This window comes from Geodermatophilus sp. CPCC 205506, from assembly GCF_051383635.1.
GTDB lineage: Bacteria > Actinomycetota > Actinomycetes > Mycobacteriales > Geodermatophilaceae > Geodermatophilus.
In genome coordinates, this window is sequence record NZ_JALPKP010000017.1 from 23,684 (window position 1) to 44,654 (window position 20,971).

Below are 20,971 nucleotides of genomic sequence, written 5' to 3' on the forward strand. Positions count from 1 at the left end.
GGCGCGGTCGCGCGGTCGCCGTCAGGTGCGCAGCTTCCGCAGGTCGGTGAGGACGCGGCCGGCCAGGCTCTCGGTGGCCTTGAGGTTGCCCCGGCCGCCGAGCGCCGCGCCGACGAGGAACGGCGCCGCCGCGGGGATCGAGCGGGCCAGTCGCCGGGTCATCCGGAGGCGCAGCGTGCGCAGCCCGGCGGTGCCCAGCAGGGCGCCGAGACCCGGGGCGACCGCCGCGCCGTCGACGGCGCGCTGCGCCGACCAGCTGGACAGGTACGCGCCGGCGCGGGCGCGGGCGTCGCCGGGGGCCGGCCGACCGTGGAGCTCGTGCAGCTCCCCGATGAGGACGACCTCGACCGCCGCGGTCAGCACCGTCTCCGCGGCGAGCTCCAGTGGCAGCGCCAGCAGCGAGGGCGGGGCGAGCCAGTGCGCGGCCGAGATGCCGCCGGTCGCCGCACCGATGCCGGCGGTGAGCCGGCCGGCGCGGGCGACCAGCAGGTCGGCGATCTCGTCGTCGGCCGCCCCCGGGTACGCCACCCGCAGCCGGGCGGCGTCCCGGATCGGCAGCCGCGGCGCGGCGGCGGCCAGCAGGTCGCCCAGGAGGGCGACCGGCGACCTGTCGTCACCCTCGGCGGCGGACGCGGTGCCGGCTGCGGGCGCGCTGCCGCGCCCGACCCGGCTGCCGGCGGCCGACACGACCGCCGAGACGACATCCCGCAGGGTGGCGGCGGCCGGCCGGCGCCCGTCCTCGACCGGGGTGCCGGCCGCACCGCCCAGCAGCCCGGAGACGGCGTCGGCGAGCACCCGGCCGGCGCGGCCCAGGGGGCTCTCGACGGCCGGTCCGTCGCCGGGCCCGGTGGTGGCCACCGGACGCGGCGGCGGGACGTCGCGCACCGCGCCGGTGCGCTCCCGGTCCTCGGTCACGTGCTCTCCTCCCGTCGAGTGCTCTGGATCACCGCTCCCGTCCTGGGGAGGACGGGGTTCTCCGTCAGGCGGCGCAGTCCCGGCAGAACAGCTGGTCGCCGCGGGTGGCGGCGAGCCGGCTGCGGTGCTGCACCAGGAAGCAGCGCGAGCAGGTGAACTCGTCCTCCTGCTTGGGCAGGACGCGGACGGTCAGCTCCTCGTTGGACAGGTCCGCGCCGGGCAGCTCGAGGTTCTCGTTGAAGTCGGTCTCGTCGACGTCGACCGACGAGGACTGCGCTTCGGCACGCCGCGCCTTGAGCTCCTCGAGCGAGTCCTCGCCGAGCTCGTCGGCCTCGTTGCGGCGCGGGGCGTCGTAGTCGGTGGCCATGGGGTGTGCCCCTCCTCCGGGGTTCTCGCGGGCTTCGGCGCCCGCTTCGTCTGACGTCGGCGCCGAGGCGCCGCCGTCCTTGCCGGTCGCAGGGCGACCGGTGGTCTGCAGGCCGGCACCCGCTTCTCGGGCCCCGGCCGGTGTGGCTGTCCGCGTCCCCGTGAGCACCGCCGGACGGCGGGAGACGACGGCGCTGGACGACCAGCGGACCCCCCAACGTCGCGCGGTCCCCGTTTGTGCCCGACTCGCGAGGCGACGATCGCAATCGGAGCCGGATCGGGTCGGACGGGGTGCGGAGCGCCAGAGGTTACCCTGCGCCCGTGTCGACTCCCGCGGGTGCTGACCCAGCCGTCGTCGGTCCGTACCTGGCCGGTGTCCTCGGGGACGAGCGGTGGCGATCGGTGCGCCTCGAGCTCATCGCCGCGGGCCTGTCCAACCTCACCTACGTGGTCAGGCCGGAGGACGGCGCACCGGGCGACGAGGTGATCCTCCGGCGGCCCCCGACCGGCGCCGTGCTCGCCACCGCGCACGACATGGCCCGCGAGCACCGGGTGATCAGCGCCCTGGGGCCGACGCCGGTCCCCGTGCCGCGGACGCTGCACCTGTGCACCGACCCGGAGGTGCTCGGCGCGCCCTTCTACGTGATGGAACGGGTCGTCGGGCTGCACGTGGTGGACCGGATCCCCCCCGGGTACGCCGACGGGCCGGACCAGCGCCGCGCCATCGGCGACGGGCTGGTCGACGTCCTGGCCGAGCTGCACGCCGTCGACCACGAAGCGGTGGGGCTGGGCGACTTCGGCCGGCCGGAGGGCTTCATGGCCCGGCAGGTGCGGCGCTGGACCAAGCAGTGGGACGCCACCCGTGACCGCGACCGTCCCGGCCTCGACGCGCTGGCCGCCCGGCTGGCCGAGACCGTGCCCGCCACCCAGCGCGACGCGATCGTCCACGGCGACTACCGGCTGGACAACTGCCTGCTCGACCCGGACGTCCCGGGCCGGATCCGCGCGGTGCTCGACTGGGAGATGTCCACGCTCGGCGACCCGCTGGCCGACGTCGGGATGCTGTTCGTCTACTGGCCGCAGGCCGGTGAGGAGAGCGTCGCCGGCCAGAGCACGGTGACCGCGCTGCCCGGCTTCCCCAGCCGCACGGAGGTCGCCGAGCGGTACGCCCGGCGCAGCGGGCTCGACCTGTCGGACCTCAACTGGTACGTCGGGTTCGCCTACTTCAAGTTCGCCGCGATCGTCGCCGGCATCGTCGCCCGCTCGGCGGCCGGGGCGATGGCCGGCAAGGACACCTCCGGCTACGCCGAGCGCATCGACCCCTGCGTGGAGCAGGGACGCGCCGCACTGGACGACGGTGCGATCTAGGGCCCTGCGGCGGCTCTAGACTCCCGCCGACCGTCAGCCTCCGAGGGGGAACCAGCTCGTGACCGCGCCGCCCACCGACCGTCCCGCGGTGCGCCCCCGCAGTGGCCGGCGGCCGATCCCGCCGCTGATCTTCCTGCTCGTGCTGGCACTGGCCGCACTGGCGGTCTGGTGGAACGTGCTGCAGGACGAGCAGGACCGCGACGCGGCCCAGGCGGCGGCGTGCACGACCGCCTCGGCGGCCCCGCCCTCGCTGGACCCGAGCACCCTCTCGGTGCGGGTGTTCAACGCCACCGACACGGCCGGCCTGGCCCAGACGGTCGCCGCCGACCTGCAGGCCCGCGGTTTCGTGGTCGAGGAGGTCGCCAACGACCCCACCGACCGCGAGGTCACCGGCGTGGGCGAGATCCGGCACGGCCCCCGCGGCAACGACGCGGCCGCCTACCTGGCCCTGCACCTGCGCGACGCCGGCGACTTCCTCGACACCCGGGCGACCGCCCAGGTCGACCTCGTGATCGGCCCGGAGTTCGTGTTCCCCGACAGCCTGGCCACCGCCGAGCAGGTCGCCGAGGCGCTGAGCACCGTCGAGAGCGCCGCCGCGGCCTGCTGACGGCCGGCCTGCCCGGTTCCGCCGCGAACCGGCGAGGGGTGGGCGGTACGGGGACCGCTCAGTGCAGCCGGTCGAGAAGCTCGACGAACGGCTCGGCGACCGAGGGCGCCACGGCGATGCCCAGGGGCTGCGCGAACGGGCGCCCGGGGAGCCCGGTGACCACCGCCCCGGCCTCGGCGGCGACGAGGGCCCCCGCCGCGAAGTCCCACGCGTTGAGGTGCAGCTCGTAGTAGGCGTCGACCCGGCCGGCGGCCACGGTGCACAGGTCGAGCGCGGCCGACCCGTGCCGGCGGATGTCCCGCACGTGCGGGAGGAGCTCGGCCACCACCGCCCCCTGGGCCCGGCGCTGTTCCTCCTGGTAGCCGAAGCCGGTCGCGACGAGGGTCTGCTCCAGCGACGCCGGGCGGCTGCCGGTCAGCGGGACCGGGTCCCCGTCGCCCACCGTCAGGGTCGCGCCGCCACCGGCGGTGGCCGCGTACAGCTCGCCGGTGGCGACGTTGAGGACCACACCCGCGCGCACCAGGCCGTCGACCTCGGCCGCGATGGACACCGCGAAGGCGGGGAGCCCGTAGACGAAGTTCGTGGTGCCGTCGATCGGGTCGACCACCCAGCGGACGCCGCTGGTCCCCGTCCGCTCGCCGCCCTCCTCGCCGAGCACCCCGTCGTCGGGACGCGCCCCCAGGAGGCGGGCCACGACCAGCTCCTCGCAGGCCTTGTCCACGGCCGTGACCATGTCGACCGGGCTGGACTTGAGGTCGACCTGCTCGGCGGCCGAGGCGCGCCCGCGGGCCACCAGCTCCCCCGCCTCCCGCGCGGTCGCGACGGCGAGGTCGAGGAGGGCGGCCGGTTCCACGTCGGAGGTCACGACGCCGATCCTGCCCGAGCCCCACTGGCGCCGGCGGCCCCGGTCACTACCCTGACCGCGTGCTGGGCTTCGGGGTCGACATCGGTGGCAGCGGGATCAAGGGGTGCCTGGTCGACCTGGACAAGGGCGAACTCCAGGGCGAGCGGCTGCGGATCGAGACGCCGCAGCCGTCCCTGCCCGAGCCGGTGTACGACGTCGTCGCGCGGATCGTGGACCACTTCGACTGGCAGGGCCGGATCGGGGTGACCTTCCCCGGGGTGCTCAAGCGCGGGGTCGCGCACACCGCCGCCAACGTCGACAAGAGCTGGCTGGGCACCGACCTCGCCGCCGGCCTGGCCGAGCGGGTGCCCGACGGCGTGCAGACGCTCAACGACGCCGACGCCGCGGGGCTGGCCGAGATGCGCTACGGCGCCGGCCGGGACAGGAACGGCGTCGTCCTCATGTTGACCTTCGGCACCGGGATCGGCAGCGCGCTGTTCACCGACGGCGTCCTGGTGCCCAACACCGAGTTCGGGCACATCCAGGTCGACGGCGAGGACGGCGAGCGCCGCGCGTCGGCCGCGGCCCGGGACCGCGAGGAGCTCAGCTACCCGGCGTGGGCGCGGCGGGTCGACCGCTACCTCGACGTGCTCGAGGCCAGCGTCTGGCCGGACCTGATCATCGTCGGCGGCGGGGTGAGCAAGAAGGCGCACAAGTGGGTGCCGCTGCTCTCCACCCGCACCCCGGTGGTCCCGGCGGAGCTGCTCAACGACGCCGGCATCGTCGGCGCGGCGCTCGCTGCCGAGGAGCGCATCGGACGGTGACCGTGCGTGAACGGAGGCGGACCATCGCGCGCCCGGACCGCCACGGAGCGTGAGCACGTCCCGGATCAGGGGGGGAAGACCCCCTTGCGGGCGACCGCGACCAGTACGGAACGGTGGAATAGCCCTGGCGCGTCGTTACAATGGGGAAGCCCCGCTCCGTCGCTCCTCAGCCGTGAGGCATCCCCCGTCCGCGCACCGGTGAAACCCGGGGTGCCCGCGGGACGCCCGCGCCCGGGACGCCGGCCCGGGGCCGCTGCCCGGGGACCACATGGGGACTCCGGGGAACGCACCCCAGCACGGGAAGGAACCTGAGTGCCCGCCGATCAGCCAGAACCGGACGCCGCCGCAGCGAGCACGCGCTCCAGGACGGTCGCCGCCGGTCCCCGGCCCACCCGGACCAGCGCACCGGTATCCGCGGGGGAGGCCGGAGCCGCACCGGCCAAGTCCACCCGCAAGAAGGCCCCGGCGAAGTCCGCCACGGGCGCCCGCACGCCGAGCATCGCCCCGTCGCCGGGTGGTGGTGAGGGGGCCGTGCTGACCGCCGTCGCCACCGACGACTCCCCCGTCGCCGTCATCGACGCCGGACCGGAGGGCCTCAAGCTCGACGACGCCGTCGTCGCCGGCCCCGACGGCGTCGCCGACGAGCCCACGCCCGAGGAGGCCGAGGCCGTCGGCGGCGACTTCGAGTGGGACGACGAGGAGGAGTCCGAGGCGCTCCGCCAGGCCCGCAAGGACGCCGAGCTCACCGCGTCGGCCGACTCCGTCCGCGCCTACCTCAAGCAGATCGGCAAGGTCGCGCTGCTCAACGCCGAGGAGGAGGTGGACCTCGCCAAGCGGATCGAGGCCGGCCTCTACGGCGCCGAGCGGCTGCGCCAGGCCGAGGAGGAGGGCCAGAAGCTCTCCCCCCAGATGCGCCGCGACCTCAACTGGATCGTGCGCGACGGCGAGCGGGCCAAGAACCACCTGCTCGAGGCCAACCTCCGCCTCGTGGTCTCCCTCGCCAAGCGCTACACCGGCCGCGGCATGGCGTTCCTGGACCTCATCCAGGAGGGCAACCTCGGCCTGATCCGCGCGGTCGAGAAGTTCGACTACACCAAGGGCTACAAGTTCTCCACGTACGCCACCTGGTGGATCCGGCAGGCCATCACCCGCGCCATGGCCGACCAGGCCCGCACCATCCGCATCCCGGTGCACATGGTCGAGGTCATCAACAAGCTCGGCCGCATCCAGCGCGAGCTGCTCCAGGACCTCGGGCGCGAGCCCACCCCGGAGGAGCTGGCCAAGGAGATGGACATCACCCCGGACAAGGTGCTGGAGATCCAGCAGTACGCCCGGGAGCCGATCAGCCTCGACCAGACCATCGGCGACGAGGGCGACAGCCAGCTCGGTGACTTCATCGAGGACTCCGAGGCGGTCGTCGCGGTCGACGCGGTGAGCTTCACGCTCATGCAGGACCAGCTGACCAGCGTGCTGCAGACGCTGTCCGAGCGCGAGGCCGGCGTCGTCCGGCTGCGCTTCGGCCTGACCGACGGCCAGCCGCGCACGCTGGACGAGATCGGCCAGGTCTACGGCGTCACCCGTGAGCGGATCCGGCAGATCGAGTCCAAGACGATGTCGAAGCTGCGCCACCCCAGCCGCTCGCAGGTGCTGCGCGACTACCTCGACTGAGGAAGAACCCCGTCCCGCACGAAGGGCCCCGGCCACCGGCCGGGGCCCCTTCGCGTTGCGGGCGGGTGTCACTGCGTCCCGCCCGTCACGGCCGGATGTCAGGAAGGTCACGATCTCACCCACACGAGGCGGACCGGTCGTGTACGCCGTCATCCGCCGGGTAAGCGGCGTAGCGTGAGGGACGTCGAGACAGCAGCGGACCCACCAGCCGGACGATGACCGGCGCACGGAACGACGAGACCACCCTGACGAAACAGTCCTGCCCGACCCAGTGACGTCCCCTGCTGACCCGCCCCACCGTGACGAAGGACACAGGCCCGCCACCAGCGAGTCTGCCCTCCGGCCGGAAGGACCGGGAACACAGGAGGTCGCCCTGGCGCTGTGCAGGAGGCCGATCCGCAGCCGCGGGTCCGTGCGGTAGAGAGCGAGTGATGACCCAGATGACCCAGACGCTGACGACGACCCCCTCCGCCGACGAGCTGGTCGTTCCCTTCCACTGTGACCGTTGTGGCGCGCTGGCCAAGGTGCGGGTGGTCCTCGCCAGTGGCAGTGACCTCGTGTTCTGTGGTCACCACGCCCGTGAGTACGAGGGCAAGCTGCGCGACATCGCCGTCGACATCATCGACACCGACGGCGAGCAGCGCCTCACGACCTGACCGAGAGGTTATCGTCGCTCACAGCGATGAAGCCCTCACCCGACGCCGCCGCCGGCGTCCCTGATCCGCACCACGCGGACGGGACGCCGGCGGCTCCGTCGTTCCCGGGGATCCCCGGTCGACGGCCACCCGGAGATCCCGCGATGCCACAGCACCCCACTCAGCAGGACCAGACCGCCCGGATCGAGTCCGAGGCGTTCTCCGACGACACCCGGCCCGTGCCGCGGGACCGGGGCCCGGTCGGCCCCGACGTCTCCGGCAAGCCGGCGCCGGTCGCCGGGCCGTCGACCACGCCGGAGGTCCCGGTCGCGGAGCCGCCGAGCGCCCGCGAGGCGCCGGCCGCCGGGACGCCCGAGACGCCCGCCGCGACTCCGGAGGCTCCCGACGCCCCGCCCGAGGACGACGGCGCGACGCAGGACATCCGCTTCGCCCCTGGCGAGGCACCGGGCGACACCCCGCCCCCTCCGGCCGGCGGCGCGACCACCGCGACCGACGGTCCGGCCGCCGACACCCGCCTGGGGAGCGACATCAGCGCCGGCCCGGGCGGTCCGGGCGACGACGGTGCCCCCGGCGCGGGCGCGCCGCGCCGTCCCTGGTGGCGCCGCCCGGCCCTCATCACCCCGGTGGCCGCGGTCGGCGTGCTCGCTGCGGTCTACGGCGCCGACGTGCTGGTGGCCGGCGGGGACATCCCCCGCAACACCGTCGTCGCCGGCGTCGACATCGGTGGCCTCTCGCCCGCCGCCGCGTCCGAGGAGCTGGAGTCGGAGCTGGCGCCGCGGGTCACCGCCGACCACACGGTCGTCGCCGACGACGTGCAGGCCACCCTCTCCCCCGCCACCGCCGGGATCACCCTCGACGTCCCCGGCACGCTGGAGGCCGCCGGCGACCAGCCGCTCAACCCGTGGACCCGCCTCGTCTCGGTGTTCAGCGACCGCGAGATCGCGCCGGTGATCACCGGTGAGGACACCGCGCTGGCCGCCCAGGTCGACGCCATCGCCCAGCAGGTCGACCGGGCGCCGGTGGACGCCACGATCGCGATCGACGGGACGACCGCCACCGTGGTCCAGCCCCAGGACGGCCGCACGCTGGACCGGGAGGGCGCCGCGGCTGCGGTCACCGACTTCCTCGCCGCCGGTGGGGACCCGAGCACGCCGATCGAGCTGCCGGTCGACGTCACCCCGAGCGCGGTGGACGCCGAGGAGGCCCAGCGGGTGCTGGACGCGACGGTGACCCCGGCCCTCGCCGCGCCGGTCACCGTGGCCAGCCAGGACGGCGGGACGTCGGTCGAGATCCCCGAGACCGCGCTCGCCGCCGCGCTCGCCTTCACGCCGCAGGAGGACGGCGCGCTCGCCGTGGCCGTCGACCCCGCCCGCCTCCAGGAGGCCATGGGCGACGGCTTCGCCGAGTTCGGCACGCCCGCCGAGGACGCACGCTTCGAGGTCTCCGGCGGCGCGGTGACCGTCGTCCCGTCGGTGGACGGCACCGGGGTCGACCCCACGGCCCTCGCCGGCCAGCTGCTGGAGGTGCTGCCGCAGCCCGCGCCGCGCTCGGTCACCGCGGCGCTCGGGCCGGTGGAGGCCGAGTTCAGCACCGCCGACGCCGAGGCGCTGGGCATCCGCGAGGAGATCAGCACCTTCACGACGAACTTCACCAGCGCGGCCAGCGGCACCAACATCCGCGTGGCTGCGGCCGAGCTCGACGGCGCGGTCGTGCAGCCCGGCGAGACGTTCAGCCTCAACGGGTACACCGGCCCGCGCACCACCGCGCAGGGCTACGTCGAGGCCGGCGTGATCAACAACGGCGAGTTCACCACCGCCGTCGGCGGCGGCGTCAGCCAGGTCGCGACGACGATGTTCAACGCGGTCTTCTTCGCCGGACTCGAGGACGTCTACCACAAACCGCACAGCTACTACATCAGCCGGTATCCGGCCGGCCGCGAGGCGACGGTCTACTACGACTCCATCGACCTCAAGTGGCGCAACGACAGCGACGCCGGCGTCCTGGTCGACACCCAGTGGACGCCGAGCTCCCTGACGATCACCTTCTACGGGACCAAGCGCTACGACATCGAGTCGGTCAGCAGCGAGCGCTTCAACATCCGGCAGCCGGTCGTGCAGGAGAAGCCCGACGACGGCAGCTGCAGCCCGCAGGCCGGGTCGACCGGTTTCGACATCACCGTCACCCGGGTGTTCCGCGACCCGGGCGGCGGCGCGGAGGTCAAGCGGGAGGACTTCCGGGCCCGCTACGCCGCCGAGCCCGTCATCCGGTGCGTCCCGGTCGCCGACCCCGACGCACCCGTGCCGGCCCCCGCGCCGACTCCGGGGGGCTGACCGCTCGCCCGTTCGGGCGACCGCGGCGGCTCGCCGGGGTCGGGCGGGGCTCGACCCCAGGCCTGACGTGCACACTGAGCCGGTGAGCACCGTGCTGCCCGGAGGCTCCACGGCCCGCGCCGGGAGCGGGCCGGACGGTGTCGACGCCGACCATCCGGCCTCGGACGGTGCCGCACGCCTCCCGGTGGCCGCCGCGCCGCGGGACCGGCTGGTCCGCTGGCCGGCGCCGCTCCGCGTGCCGCTGCAGGTGCTCGGCCGCACCCTGGCCAAGGCGTGGCAGGACCGGATCCTCGGGCTGTCGGCCGAGGCCGCCTTCTGGCAGATCCTCTCGGTGCCGCCCCTGCTCATCGGGCTGCTGGGGTCGCTGGGCTACCTGGGCAGCTTCATCGGCGACGCGTCGGTCGCCGAGATCGAGGAGCAGCTGCTGACGGCCTCGGCCGAGGCCCTGACGCCGGACGTCGTCGACTCGCTGGTGCGCCCCACGCTGGCCGACATCCTGGGCTCCGGGCGGCTGGACCTGGTCAGCGTCGGCTTCCTGCTGTCGCTGTGGGCCGGCTCCTCGGCGACGGCGACGTTCATGAACACGATCGTCATCGCCTACGACCAGCGCGACGTCCGCGGCCCGATCGCCACCCGGCTGATGGCGCTGTGGCTGTTCGTCGTCGGCATGGTGGTGGCGGTGCTGACCCTCCCCCTGCTGGTCCTCGGCCGCGGGGTGCTGGTGTCGCTGCTGCCACGCGACTGGCAGGACACCGGGACGGTGCTGGTCAACGCCGTCTACTGGCCGGTGGTGCTGCTCGGGCTGGTCCTGGCGCTGACCTGCTTCTACCACGTGGTGCTGCCGCGCCGGCTGCCGTGGAAGCGGCACCTGCCGGGGACCCTGCTGGCGGTCGGGTTCTTCCTCGTGGCCGTGCTGCTGCTGCGGGCCTACGTGTCCGACATCCTCACCGCGACGCTGCCCTACGGCGCGCTCGCCACCCCCATCGCCGCCCTGCTGTTCTGCTTCTTCTTCGGCATGGCGGTGCTGCTCGGTGCCGAGCTCAACGCGACCATCCAGGCGCGCTGGCCGGCGGCGCTGCGCCGGCACGAGCGGCGCCGGCAGGAGCGGCGGGCGGCCAAGCTCGAGCGCGCCCGCCGCATCGACCTCATGTGAACCCCGCGCAGCGGGGCGCTGCTACTTCCGGAGCTGCTCGTAGATCTCCTTGCAGGCCGGGCACACCGGGCTGCCGGGCTTCGGCGCCTTGGTCACCGGGAAGACCTCGCCGCAGAGCGCCTCGACCATCGTGCCCATGACGGCGCTCTCGGCGATCTTGTTCTTGCGGACGTAGTGGAAGACCTCGTTGGCGTTGCCGGTGTCGCCCTCGCGGACGTCGGGCTTCTCGAGGATGTCGCTGCTGCTCACGCGCTGCTCCCTGGCGGCTCGCGGGGACGTGGACCGGGAGACGCCCACCCGGGCGCGGCTCCCCCGCCCACCATGATGGCAGGGTGCACGCCGACCACCCGCCCCTCGCCGTCCGGACCTCACCCGAGGTCGCGGCCGCCCTCGCCGAGGGGCGCCCAGTCGTCGCGCTCGAGAGCACGCTCCTGGCGCACGGGCTCCCCCACCCGGACAACCGCGCCGCGGCCGACCGGGTCGAGGCCGCGGTCCGCGCCGGCGGTGCGGTGCCCGCGACGATCGCCGTCCTCGACGGCGTGCCGCACGTCGGGCTGACGCCCGGGCAGGTGGACCGGGTCTGCGCCGACCCGGAGCTGGCCAAGCTCGGCGTCAGAGACCTGCCGGTCGCCGCGGCGCTCGGCGTCAGCGGGGCCACCACGGTGTCCAGCACCGCCCTGCTCGCCTCGTCGGCCGGCATCCCGGTCTTCGCCACCGGCGGGCTCGGCGGCGTGCACCGGCAGGCGGCCGACACGTTCGACGAGTCCGCCGACCTCACCGCCCTGGCGCGCACCTCGCTGGTCGTGGTCTGCGCCGGGGTCAAGTCGATCCTCGACGTCCCGGCCACCCTGGAACGGCTGGAGTCGCTGTCGGTGACCGTGGTCGGCTACCGCACCCGCGCGTTCCCCGGCTTCTACGTCTCCGACTCCGGCTCGCCGCTGGACTGGTCGGTGGACGACGCCGCGCAGGCCGCCGCCGTGTTCGCCGCCCGGCGGGACCTGGCGCCGGGCGCGGTCGTCGTCGCCAACCCCCTGCCGGCCGACGAGCAGCTCGACCCCGAGCTGCACGACCGGGTGATCGCCGGCGCGCTGGCGGCCGCGGAGACGGCGGGGGTGCGCGGCAAGGCGGTCACCCCGTTCGTCCTGGACCACCTGCACCGGGCCAGCGAGGGGGCCACGCTGGCGGTCAACGTCCGCCTGGTGCTGCGCAACGCCGAGCTGGCCGGCCGGATCGCGGCCGCCCTGGCCGCACTCCCCCGCTGAGCGGCGCGGTGCGTCCCGTCCTCGTCGTCGGCGACCTGGCGACCGACGTCGTCGTGGTGCTCTCCGGCGAGCCGGCGCCGGAGTCCGACCGGCCCGCCCGGATCCGCACGCGGGGCGGGGGCGCGGGTGCGAACGTCGCCGCCCACCTCGCCGCGCTCGGGGTGCCGGTGGTCTTCGCCGGCTGCACCGGGGACGACCCGGCGGGCATCGGGCTCGTGACGGAGCTGGGAGCGGCCGGGGTCACACCGGCGGTGCGGACCGTGCCCGGTGTCCCCAGCGGAACGGTGGTGAGCCTGGTCGAGCCGGGCGGCCGGCGCAGCATGCTGGCCGACCGCGGGGCGAACCTCGAGCTGCGGCCCGACGACGTCCCGCCGCTGCCGCCCGGCGGGCACCTGCACCTCTCGGGCTACACGCTTCTGGACCCGCGGCCGCGCGCCGCGGGGCTGGCCGCGCTCGCGGCCGCGGCCGCCGCCGGCGGCACCGTCTCGGTGGACCCCGCGTCGACCGGGCCCCTCGCGCGCTACGGCGTCGACCGGTGGCTGGCCGACACCGCCGCCACCACCCTGGTGCTGCCCAACGCGGCCGAGGCGAGGCTGCTCACCGGCTGCACGGACCCGGAGGCGGCGGCGCGCGCCCTGGCCACCCGCCACGAGGTCGCGGTGGTGACCCTGGGCGCCGAGGGCGCGCTGTGGGCGTCGGGGCGGACCGTGCTGCACCGGCCGGCGCACCCGGCCACCGTCGTGGACAGCACCGGTGCCGGGGACGCCTTCGCCGCCGGCCTGCTGTCGGTGTGGCTGACCGACCCCACCGACGCGGTGCGGGCGCTGGAGGCCGGCCTGGCCCGGGCGGCCGCCGTGGTCGCGCGGGCCGGCGCCCGCTGAGGCCCCCTGCAGGGGCCCGCCGCGAGCGGGCGAGCGGTGGGGGCAGGGGGTCCTTCGTCAGTGCTCGATGACGCGCCCCGGGCGGGCGGGGTTCTCCAGGATCCGGTCCGGCCGGCCGGGTGCGTAGCGGTTCACGGCGAGCTTCTTCTTGGGCGGCCGGTCGTTGGCCATCATCACGGCGACCCAGGGCAGCACGACGCCGAGGAACGCGAAGATCAGCGCCAGCCACAGCGTCTGGTAGAAGGCCGCAGCGAGCACCAGAGCCACGGCGCGGACGGCCATGGTCAGCACGTAGCGCCGTTTCCGCATCGCGTGCTGCTCGTCCAGGCTGAGCTGGGCCTCGGTGATGAGCACGGGTTCCGGCCGACGGGGCCGCGCCGGTTGCTGGCTCGAGGCCACGGGCTTCCTTCCCTCTGCCGGCCGGAGTGCGGCGCTCGGCAGATCCCCTCCGCGGGCTGCTCCGCCCGACGTCCCGACGGCGTCCGGATCCCGGCGCAGCCCGGGTGCCCCGCCCATGGTGCCACCCGTTCGCGGGCGGTGCAGGTACCCCGCGCGCCGTCCTCAGGTCGCCGTCGCGGCCTTCGCGGCCTGCTTCTTCGCCTGCTTGAACTGGCGGACCTCCACCAGGGACGCCGGTCCGGTGATGTCGGCGACCGAGCGGCGCGCGCCGTCCTCCCCGTACTCCCCCGCCGCCTCCCGCCAGCCCGGCGGCGTGACGCCGTACTGCTTGCCGAGCAGCGCGACGAGGATCTTCGCCTTCTGGGCCCCGAAGCCGGGGAGCTGCCCGACCCGCTCGAGCAGCGTGGCGCCGTCGGCCACGTCGTTCCACAGCCCCTCGGCCCGGCCGTCGTAGCGCTCCAGCAGCAGGCGGCAGACCGCCTGGGCGCGCCCGGCCATCGAGCCCGGGTAGCGGTGGATCGCCGGCGGGCCCTGGAACCAGGCGGTCATCCGCTCCGGGTCGGCCTCGGCGATCTCGGCGGCCGAGAGGGTGTCGACGCCCATGCGATCGGCCAGCAGACGGGGGCCGGCGAAGGCACGCTCCATGGGGAACTGCTGGTCGAAGAGCATCCCGAGCAACAGCGCGAGCGGGTCACGGCCGAGCAGGTCGTCGGCCGCCGGGTCCTGGGTGATGGTCACGGTGGGCACCCCGGGGATCCTGCCCGATGCGGCAGCTGCAGGGTCGTGCCGCCCGTGCCCCACGAGACAGGACAGTGCAGGCGAGGCCGCGCTCGGCAATCGCCCCACCGCCGGTGCGCTTCTTCGAGGTTGCCGAGCGGCGAGCTGAGCCGCCTGCCGTGCTCGGCGACGACGTCGACCCGCGCCCGGCCACCCGAGGGCGCCCCGCACCGGATGCTTCTCAGCGGCTCAGCCGCGGGTCGCGACCTCGTCCAGCGACAGCGGCGGGCCGACGATGTCGTTCCCGTGGCGCCGGCCTGCCTCCACCAGGTGGGGCACGTCGGGCATCGACGGCTCGGGCAGTCCGGGGCCGTCCGGGATCCGGCCGACCTCCTCGACGAAGACCTCGAAACCCGCGGGGGTGGTGAGTTGCAGGCCGCGTACCGGGCCGCGGGACACGACGAAGACGTGCGCGACGCCATGCGGCAGGAAGGCGAAGTCGCCGGGCCCGGCGGTCCACCGCTGTTCGCCGCAATCGACGACCATCTCCCCTTCCAGCACGTAGAACATCTCGTCCTCGGCGTGGTGCACGTGGCGCGGTGGTCCGAATCCCACCGGCGCGGACCACTCGATGACGGTGAGCGCGCCCGCGGTGTGGGCGCCTCCGGCCTTCACGGTCATGCGGGTGTCCAGGAACCACCGGCTCTCCCCGGTGCCTGCCTCCAGGACGTAGCCCTGCGCATCGGAGCTCATGTCGCCATCCCCTCGTCGTGCCGTTCGATGGTGTAGAGCCGGATCTCGATGCCGTCAGGGTCGTGCAGTCCGATCAGCGCCCATCCCTGGTGGCCGGTCACGATGCCCCCGTGCGGCTGACCGAGGGCGTCGAGCCGACCCACCCACGCCTCGAGCTCTGCGCGGCTCGGAACGCCGACTGCGATGGGATCGAAGCCGGCGAGTGCGACCGCCCGCTCGGGGTCGTACCGGGCAGCGAGGCTCACAGTGCCGGTGGGGTCGCGGAGCGCAACGCCCATGAGCACGTCGCCCTCGAGAAACTCCAGGTCCACGACCAGACCGAGGACGGTCTGGTACCAGTCCCGGCTCTGGGTGACGTCACTGACCGGGAGCTTCACGTGGTGGAAACCGCTGAACGCAGGCATGGCCACCTCACGAAGATTCGCTAGAGTCAACTCTAGAGTAGAGTCTAGCGAATGAGTAAGGCTGTCAAGGGGGGAGCGCCCCACGTCTCGCGAGCCGACCAGGCGGTCGCAACCCGGCGCCGCGTCGTAGATGCAGCCCGCCGGTTGTTCACGCAGCATGGCTACGCGGCGACAACCCTGCAGCAGATCGCCGACGAGGCAGGCGTCGCCGTTCAGACCGTCTACTTCCACTTCGGCAACAAGCGGACCCTGCTCAAGCGGGTCGCCGACTTCGCCGCCGTGGGTGACGATCAGCCGGTCGCGCTGCTGGACCGCCCGTGGATCGAGGAGTTGCGCGCGGCGTCAGGCGGGCCGGAGACAGTGGCCGTCTGGCTCCGGGTCAGCCGCGAGATCTTCGGCCGGGTGGCACCGATCCTGCACATCGTCCGGGATGCCGCGGGCAGCGACGCGGAGATGGCCGCACAGTGGGAAACCAACCAGCAGCAGCGCCACACCGCTCACCGGATGCTCGCCGAGACCCTGGACGCGAAGGGCGCGCTGCGCCCCGGCCTGACGGTGGACGAGGCCGCCGACATCCTGTTCGCGTTGATCAGCTTGGAGGTCTATGTCTTGCTGACGGTCGAGCGTGGCTGGGCGCCGGAGCGGTGGGAGCGCTGGGCAACGAGCACGGTGTCCGACGCGGTGCTGGCCCGGTCCGGCTCGGCGCGCTGACCACCGCAGATCGCATCGAGCGGCGGACTGGGCCGGGATACTGAACGCGAGTCATCGCAGCAGATCCCACCGCTCCTCCAACGTGACCAACTCCAGGAGGCGGAGGGTGGGCACACCGAAGATGGTGCCGTAGGGCGATCCCGCGGCGATCGCCCGCCGACACATGGCGGCGAACCGTCTCGGCAACGGTCACCGTTGGTCCGGGCGCGTCGCGCTCACCTGGGCAGTGTGCCGCACCGGTGCCGGCGGTCGGTCGGGACGGCCTCGCGGACCGCGCGGGACCGCCCGTCGGCTATCGGCCGCGGAGCGTCTGCCGGGGCGTCCGGCCGTAGGTCTGGCGGTACAGGGCCGCGAAGCGCCCGGCGTGGGCGAAACCCCAGCGGGCCGCGATGGCGGTGACGGTGTCGGGACCGCTCGGGTCGACGTCGACCAGGTGCTGGTGGGCGTGGGCGAGCCGGGCCTGCCGCAGGTAGCCGGTGGGGGTCGTGCCGTGGTGGCGGGCGAAGGCGTACTGCAGCGCACGGATGGTGACGTGGGCGGCGGCCGCGATGTCGGCGACGCTGATGTCGCGGTGCGCGTTCTCGTCGATGAAGGCGACGGCTCGGCGCAGCGCCCCGGGAGTCGCGTCGCAGCGGTCGGTGGCGGTCGGATCGGTCAGCGCGGTGTTCGGGAACGCGGTCAGGACGGCGGCGGCGAGCAGTTGGCCGGCGTTGGCAGCGATCAGCGGAGCGTCGCGCAGCTCGGGCTCGGCCAGCACGTGGTCGCGGAGGAACGCGAGGGTGTCCTGCAGGTGCCGGGTGGCGACCGGGCCGACGGGGCGGTGGCCGAGCAGCCGCACCGGTACCGGGCGGTGGTCGGGGGCGGCGGCGGCCACGCGGGCCAGCAGTGTCGGATCCAGGGAGACGAGGTCGTAGGCGAGCCGGCTGTGCCGTCCGGCGCAGGGCTGGTCCGGGGCGGCGAAGACCAGCAGATCGCCGGGGCCGCAGCTGTACTCGCTCCCCCCGGTCACGTGCCTCGGGATGGTGCCCGAGCGCAGATGGCCGATGGTGATCAGGCCGGTCGGCTCGACCGTGTAGTCCATGTCGAAGCCGAAGTCGATCCGAGCCAAGCCGACCGACCCCACGCTCGAGCTGTCGATGCGCGCACGTGAACGGCTGCCGGTGCCGCTCAGCCGCATCGCGGAGTAGGCGCCGCTCAGGTAGGCCTGGGTGGCGTCCAGGTCATCGCTCTCGAAGATCGTCTGCATGGGGGCTCTCCCGGCGCCGCGTCCTCGGCGCCCACCGTCTTACCTCCCCCAGCATCGTCCCCCCGTGCGGTGCCCCCGCACAGTCAGTGCGGCATGCGGCCCGACGCGGCCTGGTCCGGCGGCAGTTCCTGCGTCAGCGTCGACGGTCGTCCGGCCGGGCAGCAAGTGTCAGGCGCCCCGCTGCAGCCCGCGCCCGCACAGGGCCGACACGTCAGGCCGGTCGGCGCCCCGGACTCTTCTGCCGTGCTCCCGGGCCGACGTCGACCACGCCGAGCCGGGTGAGGTCACCGGTGAGCGCGAGCTGCTCGGCCACCTCCCGCAGCTTGCGGTTGCTGCGCTGGGAGGCATCGACGAGCAGCTCGAACGCGCGCGAGGCGGTGATCCTGTTCCGCTCCATCAGGATGCCCTTGGCCTGACCGATCGTGTCGCGGTTCGCGAGGGCCGTACGCAGCCCGGCCGCCGTCCGTGCAGCCACCAGCGCGACCGCCACGTGCGTCCCCAACAGCCCACCGGCCCGTACTGCCTCCGGGGGGAAGGCGGAGGGTGCGGCCGCGTACAGGTTCAACGCACCCAGGCCACCGGACTCGACGAACAGCGGAACGGACAGCACCGAGGCGACGCCGCGCCGCACCGCCTGGGTGCCGAAGTCCGGCCAGCGAGGATCTGCGGCCAGGTCGTCGACGCGCACGACCTCGTGTTCGGAGACCGCGGCCAGGCACGGCCCCGCGCCGGTGTCGTACTGCAGCTGATCCAGCTCGCCTGCCACCACGTCGGTGCACACCCGGGACGGTGCGCCGTCGAAGCCCCGGACCGTGACGCTGACGTGGTCAGCTCCGGGCAGCTCCCGCAGGGCCGCGTCGACGACGAGCTTCAGCATCGCGGCGACGTCCTGCTCGGCCTGCAGGAGGCGAGCCAGCACCGCCAGCCGCTCCGCGCTCCGCGGGCTGTCCATCGGTTGTCCCTCACCACCGACTGCCTAACCATTCCCCTCGCACGGCAGCATCCCAAGGAGAGGGTCTCGGAGATAGGCGGCTGAGCGAACCGTCGAGGCCCGACCGTCCAGTGAACGAAAGCACCCGCGACGCACGGCTCCCTGCGGGTCGCTGCGACCGCGGTGGCGGGCGGCTTCGGCGCGGTGGCCCCTGCGGGTGAGGGTCAGGGCGGCACCCGAGCGGTTCAGCCGCATCCGCCGCATGGCCATCCGGCCCCGGGGAGCCCAGCAGCGGGGTCACCACCCGTCTGCGGCGATCCGCCCGCCCCGGTCGACGGCGGCTTCGATGAGGCCGACCAGTTCGTCGCGGGTGGGACCCGGATCGGGCGTGGGGCGCCAGCCGGACTCGTAGACGGCGCGCGCGAGGGGCTCCACCGGATCCAGGCAGGAGGGCAGGTCGACCATGCCCAGGTAACCGGGGGCCGCCCGATCGATCCGGCGGTCGACCCGGGCCGCGGCCAGGATCAGGTCCGAGGGCAGCGGCCGGGTGAGGTCGACGTCGCCGCCCTGCCAGCGGCGGATCTGGTCTCCGTCCACCCGGATGTGGTCACGGACCCACGGCAGCGTGTTGTCCTCGCACCAGGCGTCGAACGGCTCCCCCACCAGCGCCGGATCGGCCTCGGCGTCCAGGAGAGCCAGCAACCGGGAGCACTGGGGGAAGGCCATGGCAAGGCCACGACCGACCGTCGGGGTGGTGGTCGCCACCGCATCCCCGACGCTCACCAGGCCGGGCAGCCCGGATCCGCCTCCGGTCCCCCGCTGCCCTCGGTAGACGTTGTGGAGCGCGCCACCGGGGAGCACCGGGGTCACCGGTCGTGCGCGCGCCGGGTCGGTCCACTCGGCCAGCCCCGGGATGGCCGAGCACGCAGCGTCGAACGCGGCCGCGTGACGCAGCCCCTTCAGGGCCGCATCGGCCGTCGGCCGGACCAGGACCACCGAGAAGTGGCCACGCTCGTGCAGGAAGACGATGGCCTGGTACCCGTCGAAGTCGGCCCGCCAGAACAGCGGGTTGGCCATCGGACCAGGATCGGCGCCGTCGCGGAGGCGGTACTGACGGTCGACGTACGCCATCCCGCAGGGACCGCCCACCCTCGAGGGGGCGCGCACGTCGTCGGCCGCCCGCCCCGACCGGCCGGAGGCGTCGACCACGAGGTCGGCGTCGAGCGGGCGGCCGTCGACGACGATCCCGCGGACCCGTCCACCCCGGGACACCACGCCGTCCACGTGTCCCTGCCGGACCGCGAAGCCCGCCACGCCGTCAGACGTCGCCCGCAGAGCACGTTCGAACGTGTCCCGCCGGGACCGGTGGCCGCCGGGCACCGGCCCGACACCGGGAACGTCGAAGGTGATCGGCTCGGCACCGAGCGCCGTCCACGCCGCGAACGCCGCCGGCCACTCCTCCTGCAGCACCTGCCCCACCTGCGGCCGGAAGCCGTGCGCGTGGTGGAACTGCATCACCCCGCGCCGCGCCCAGACGCCCTGCCGTGGCGGCCCGGAGTCGCGCTCCACCGCGACGACCTCGTGACCGCGGCTCGCCAGGGCACTTCCCATCAGCAGACCGGCCGGGCCGGCTCCCACGACGGCCACCCGCATGGCCGCCCCCTCCCGCGCGGGACGGTGACGGCTACGCCGACCGGCCCGCGGGCGCCGCGGAGGCCAGGAGTGACTCCAGCGCGTCGGCCGCCGCCGGCGCCCCGCCCGCAGCGCGCAGGGCCCGGCCCACCTCCTGGGCGCGGGTCCGCCTGCCCTCGGCGTCGGCCACCGCCGCCCGCAGCCGCTCGGGGTTCAGCCGGCGCCGCGGCAGCCGGGTGCCGGCCCCGCTGCGCTCCACCCGCCGGGCCACCTCCAGCTGGTCGCGACCGAACGGCACCGCGCACACCGGGACACCGTGGGCCAGCGCCTTGAGGGTGATGCCCGCACCGGCGTGGCAGACCACCACCGACGCCCGAGGGAGCACGGCGCTGTGCGGGACGAAGCGCTCGACCCGGACACCGCTCCCCGCCAGGTCATCGCCTCGCTGCTGATCGGCGGGGAGCGTGACGACGACCAGCACGTCCTCGCGACCTGCCAGCGCGGACACCGCGACCCGGGCCAGCGCGCCGTCGTCCTGGAACTCCGACGAGGTGCTGACCAGCACGACCGGACGATCGTCCGCGGCAAGCCAGGCCGGCTCGGGCATCGGCGGCTCCCACCACATCGGGCCCACGAGGCGGAAGGACGCCGGCCAGCCGCCCGGGTACTCGAACGGCTCGGCGGTGAGCGAGAGGGCCAGCGGTGAGCGCAGCAGGACGTCGTCGGCGTGCCCGACCGGAGGGAGCCCGGCGGCGGACCGGCCGACGTTGACGGCCGCCGTCAGCCGCCGCTCGGGCCCGGTGCCCGCCTTGGCGACCAGGGCGTCCCGGAGCCGGCCGAGGGGACCGGGCGCAGGAGGGAGGCCGGGGCCGAACGGCGGCACCCCGGGGCGACGCAGCCAGGCCGGGTAGGGCAGCCACGTCGCCCACGGCAGGCCGGACGCCTCCGCCGCGGCCACCGCACCGAAGGCCATGCTGTCGACCAGCAGCAGGTCCGGCTGCTCCGTGGCGATCGCAGCGCGCAGGTCGGCCGCCTCGAGCGGGGCGCGACGGGCGAAGGTGTCCATCGCCCGGGCCTGCGAGCGCATGGGGCTCTTCTCCCGCCAGTCGTCGTGCACCAGCGCCTCGGTCGCCGTGTCGAGCGGCGCGGCGCGCAGTCCCAGGTCGGTGAGATGCGCGACGTGCCGCCCGAGCGTGCGGACGGCGACGTCGGAACCACGCCGCTGCAGCTCGAGCAGGACCGGGACCACGGGGAACAGATGGCCGCGGGCGGGACTGGTGAGGCAGAGGACGGTGCTCATGGCG

At 74.7% G+C, this 20,971-nt stretch carries 22 protein-coding genes; 10 read left to right on the forward strand and 12 right to left on the reverse strand.

Features of this window, described 5'->3' with window-relative positions:
• Positions 1–21 precede the first annotated feature (21 nt).
• A complete protein-coding gene (locus tag MY520_RS11630; RefSeq protein ID WP_436692258.1) occupies positions 22–915 on the reverse strand; it encodes a hypothetical protein in 894 nt (297 codons plus the stop codon).
• 64 nt (positions 916–979) lie between these two features.
• Positions 980–1,282 (reverse strand): DUF4193 domain-containing protein, encoded by a 303-nt coding sequence (locus MY520_RS11635; RefSeq protein WP_097206154.1) that lies wholly within the window; start codon positions 1,280–1,282, stop codon positions 980–982.
• A gap of 320 nt (positions 1,283–1,602) precedes the next feature.
• Between MY520_RS11635 and MY520_RS11640 the strand changes: the two genes are divergently transcribed.
• Positions 1,603–2,649 (forward strand): phosphotransferase family protein, encoded by a 1,047-nt coding sequence (locus tag MY520_RS11640; RefSeq protein ID WP_436692259.1) that lies wholly within the window; start codon positions 1,603–1,605, stop codon positions 2,647–2,649.
• A gap of 58 nt (positions 2,650–2,707) precedes the next feature.
• The gene (locus tag MY520_RS11645; protein WP_436692260.1) at positions 2,708–3,256 is read left to right on the forward strand and encodes a LytR C-terminal domain-containing protein; all 549 of its coding nucleotides are present in this window, start codon (positions 2,708–2,710) and stop codon (positions 3,254–3,256) included.
• Between the two features lie 58 nt (positions 3,257–3,314).
• Here the strand turns inward: MY520_RS11645 and MY520_RS11650 are convergent, their stop codons facing one another.
• On the reverse strand, positions 3,315–4,121 hold the full coding sequence (locus MY520_RS11650) for an inositol monophosphatase family protein (protein ID WP_436692261.1): 807 nt from the start codon (positions 4,119–4,121) through the stop codon (positions 3,315–3,317).
• A 59-nt stretch (positions 4,122–4,180) separates the two neighbouring features.
• On the opposite strand from MY520_RS11650, the gene ppgK reads away from it, so the two are divergent.
• The 5 genes from ppgK (at position 4,181) to MY520_RS11675 (ending at position 10,731) form a co-directional block, all read left to right on the forward strand.
• Complete coding sequence (gene ppgK, locus MY520_RS11655; protein WP_436692262.1) at positions 4,181–4,924, forward strand: polyphosphate--glucose phosphotransferase; 744 nt, start codon at positions 4,181–4,183, stop codon at positions 4,922–4,924.
• A 312-nt stretch (positions 4,925–5,236) separates the two neighbouring features.
• Positions 5,237–6,592 (forward strand): RNA polymerase sigma factor, encoded by a 1,356-nt coding sequence (locus MY520_RS11660; RefSeq protein ID WP_436692263.1) that lies wholly within the window; start codon positions 5,237–5,239, stop codon positions 6,590–6,592.
• Between the two features lie 431 nt (positions 6,593–7,023).
• The gene (locus MY520_RS11665; RefSeq protein WP_436692264.1) at positions 7,024–7,248 is read left to right on the forward strand and encodes a DUF7455 domain-containing protein; all 225 of its coding nucleotides are present in this window, start codon (positions 7,024–7,026) and stop codon (positions 7,246–7,248) included.
• A 143-nt stretch (positions 7,249–7,391) separates the two neighbouring features.
• Positions 7,392–9,578 carry a VanW family protein gene (locus MY520_RS11670; protein WP_436692265.1) on the forward strand — a complete coding sequence of 729 codons (2,187 nt, stop codon included), beginning with the start codon at positions 7,392–7,394 and terminating at the stop codon, positions 9,576–9,578.
• An 82-nt stretch (positions 9,579–9,660) separates the two neighbouring features.
• Positions 9,661–10,731, forward strand: a complete 1,071-nt coding sequence (locus MY520_RS11675; RefSeq protein ID WP_436692266.1) for a YihY/virulence factor BrkB family protein — start codon at positions 9,661–9,663, stop codon at positions 10,729–10,731.
• A gap of 21 nt (positions 10,732–10,752) precedes the next feature.
• Here MY520_RS11675 and MY520_RS11680 read toward each other — a convergent pair whose 3' ends face one another.
• Positions 10,753–10,980, reverse strand: coding sequence for a DUF3039 domain-containing protein (locus MY520_RS11680; protein WP_436692267.1), 228 nt, complete (start codon positions 10,978–10,980; stop codon positions 10,753–10,755).
• Positions 10,981–11,063: 83 nt separating this feature from the next.
• Between MY520_RS11680 and MY520_RS11685 the strand changes: the two genes are divergently transcribed.
• Both MY520_RS11685 and MY520_RS11690 read left to right on the forward strand, forming a co-directional pair.
• Positions 11,064–11,993, forward strand: coding sequence for a pseudouridine-5'-phosphate glycosidase (locus MY520_RS11685; RefSeq protein WP_436692268.1), 930 nt, complete (start codon positions 11,064–11,066; stop codon positions 11,991–11,993).
• 8 nt (positions 11,994–12,001) lie between these two features.
• On the forward strand, positions 12,002–12,874 hold the full coding sequence (locus tag MY520_RS11690; RefSeq protein WP_436692269.1) for a carbohydrate kinase family protein: 873 nt from the start codon (positions 12,002–12,004) through the stop codon (positions 12,872–12,874).
• Between the two features lie 57 nt (positions 12,875–12,931).
• Here MY520_RS11690 and MY520_RS11695 read toward each other — a convergent pair whose 3' ends face one another.
• From MY520_RS11695 to MY520_RS11710, 4 genes are all read right to left on the reverse strand, one after another.
• Positions 12,932–13,228 carry a DUF3099 domain-containing protein gene (locus MY520_RS11695; RefSeq protein WP_436692270.1) on the reverse strand — a complete coding sequence of 99 codons (297 nt, stop codon included), beginning with the start codon at positions 13,226–13,228 and terminating at the stop codon, positions 12,932–12,934.
• A gap of 207 nt (positions 13,229–13,435) precedes the next feature.
• Positions 13,436–14,020: an HhH-GPD-type base excision DNA repair protein gene (locus MY520_RS11700; protein ID WP_436692271.1), complete on the reverse strand. Its 585-nt coding sequence runs from the start codon at positions 14,018–14,020 to the stop codon at positions 13,436–13,438.
• 219 nt (positions 14,021–14,239) lie between these two features.
• Positions 14,240–14,743 carry a quercetin 2,3-dioxygenase gene (locus MY520_RS11705; RefSeq protein WP_436692272.1) on the reverse strand — a complete coding sequence of 168 codons (504 nt, stop codon included), beginning with the start codon at positions 14,741–14,743 and terminating at the stop codon, positions 14,240–14,242.
• A complete protein-coding gene (locus tag MY520_RS11710) occupies positions 14,740–15,147 on the reverse strand; it encodes a VOC family protein (RefSeq protein WP_436692273.1) in 408 nt (135 codons plus the stop codon). The genes MY520_RS11705 and MY520_RS11710 overlap by 4 nt, the downstream gene beginning before the upstream one ends.
• A 51-nt stretch (positions 15,148–15,198) precedes the next feature.
• Here MY520_RS11710 and MY520_RS11715 point away from each other — a divergent pair, with 51 nt between their 5' ends.
• Positions 15,199–15,858: a TetR/AcrR family transcriptional regulator gene (locus tag MY520_RS11715; RefSeq protein WP_436692274.1), complete on the forward strand. Its 660-nt coding sequence runs from the start codon at positions 15,199–15,201 to the stop codon at positions 15,856–15,858.
• 292 nt (positions 15,859–16,150) lie between these two features.
• Here MY520_RS11715 and MY520_RS11720 read toward each other — a convergent pair whose 3' ends face one another.
• The 4 genes from MY520_RS11720 to MY520_RS11735 form a co-directional block, all read right to left on the reverse strand.
• Positions 16,151–17,104: an AraC family transcriptional regulator gene (locus tag MY520_RS11720; RefSeq protein ID WP_436692275.1), complete on the reverse strand. Its 954-nt coding sequence runs from the start codon at positions 17,102–17,104 to the stop codon at positions 16,151–16,153.
• A gap of 211 nt (positions 17,105–17,315) precedes the next feature.
• A complete protein-coding gene (locus MY520_RS11725; protein ID WP_436692276.1) occupies positions 17,316–18,056 on the reverse strand; it encodes a GAF and ANTAR domain-containing protein in 741 nt (246 codons plus the stop codon).
• A gap of 276 nt (positions 18,057–18,332) precedes the next feature.
• Positions 18,333–19,688, reverse strand: coding sequence for an FAD-dependent oxidoreductase (locus MY520_RS11730; RefSeq protein ID WP_436692277.1), 1,356 nt, complete (start codon positions 19,686–19,688; stop codon positions 18,333–18,335).
• A 31-nt stretch (positions 19,689–19,719) separates the two neighbouring features.
• Positions 19,720–20,967, reverse strand: a complete 1,248-nt coding sequence (locus MY520_RS11735; protein ID WP_436692278.1) for a glycosyltransferase — start codon at positions 20,965–20,967, stop codon at positions 19,720–19,722.
• Between the last annotated feature and the right edge of the window lie 4 nt (positions 20,968–20,971).

Coding starts and splice junctions, on each gene's coding strand:
- MY520_RS11730 (WP_436692277.1), bottom strand. CDS start 19,688: ATGCGGGTGGCCGTCGTGGGAGCCGGCCCGGCCGGTCTGCTGATGGGA.
- MY520_RS11710 (WP_436692273.1), bottom strand. CDS start 15,147: ATGCCTGCGTTCAGCGGTTTCCACCACGTGAAGCTCCCGGTCAGTGAC.
- MY520_RS11665 (WP_436692264.1), top strand. CDS start 7,024: ATGACCCAGATGACCCAGACGCTGACGACGACCCCCTCCGCCGACGAG.
- MY520_RS11705 (WP_436692272.1), bottom strand. CDS start 14,743: ATGAGCTCCGATGCGCAGGGCTACGTCCTGGAGGCAGGCACCGGGGAG.
- MY520_RS11735 (WP_436692278.1), bottom strand. CDS start 20,967: ATGAGCACCGTCCTCTGCCTCACCAGTCCCGCCCGCGGCCATCTGTTC.
- MY520_RS11715 (WP_436692274.1), top strand. CDS start 15,199: ATGAGTAAGGCTGTCAAGGGGGGAGCGCCCCACGTCTCGCGAGCCGAC.
- MY520_RS11635 (WP_097206154.1), bottom strand. CDS start 1,282: ATGGCCACCGACTACGACGCCCCGCGCCGCAACGAGGCCGACGAGCTC.
- MY520_RS11720 (WP_436692275.1), bottom strand. CDS start 17,104: ATGCAGACGATCTTCGAGAGCGATGACCTGGACGCCACCCAGGCCTAC.
- MY520_RS11670 (WP_436692265.1), top strand. CDS start 7,392: ATGCCACAGCACCCCACTCAGCAGGACCAGACCGCCCGGATCGAGTCC.
- MY520_RS11725 (WP_436692276.1), bottom strand. CDS start 18,056: ATGGACAGCCCGCGGAGCGCGGAGCGGCTGGCGGTGCTGGCTCGCCTC.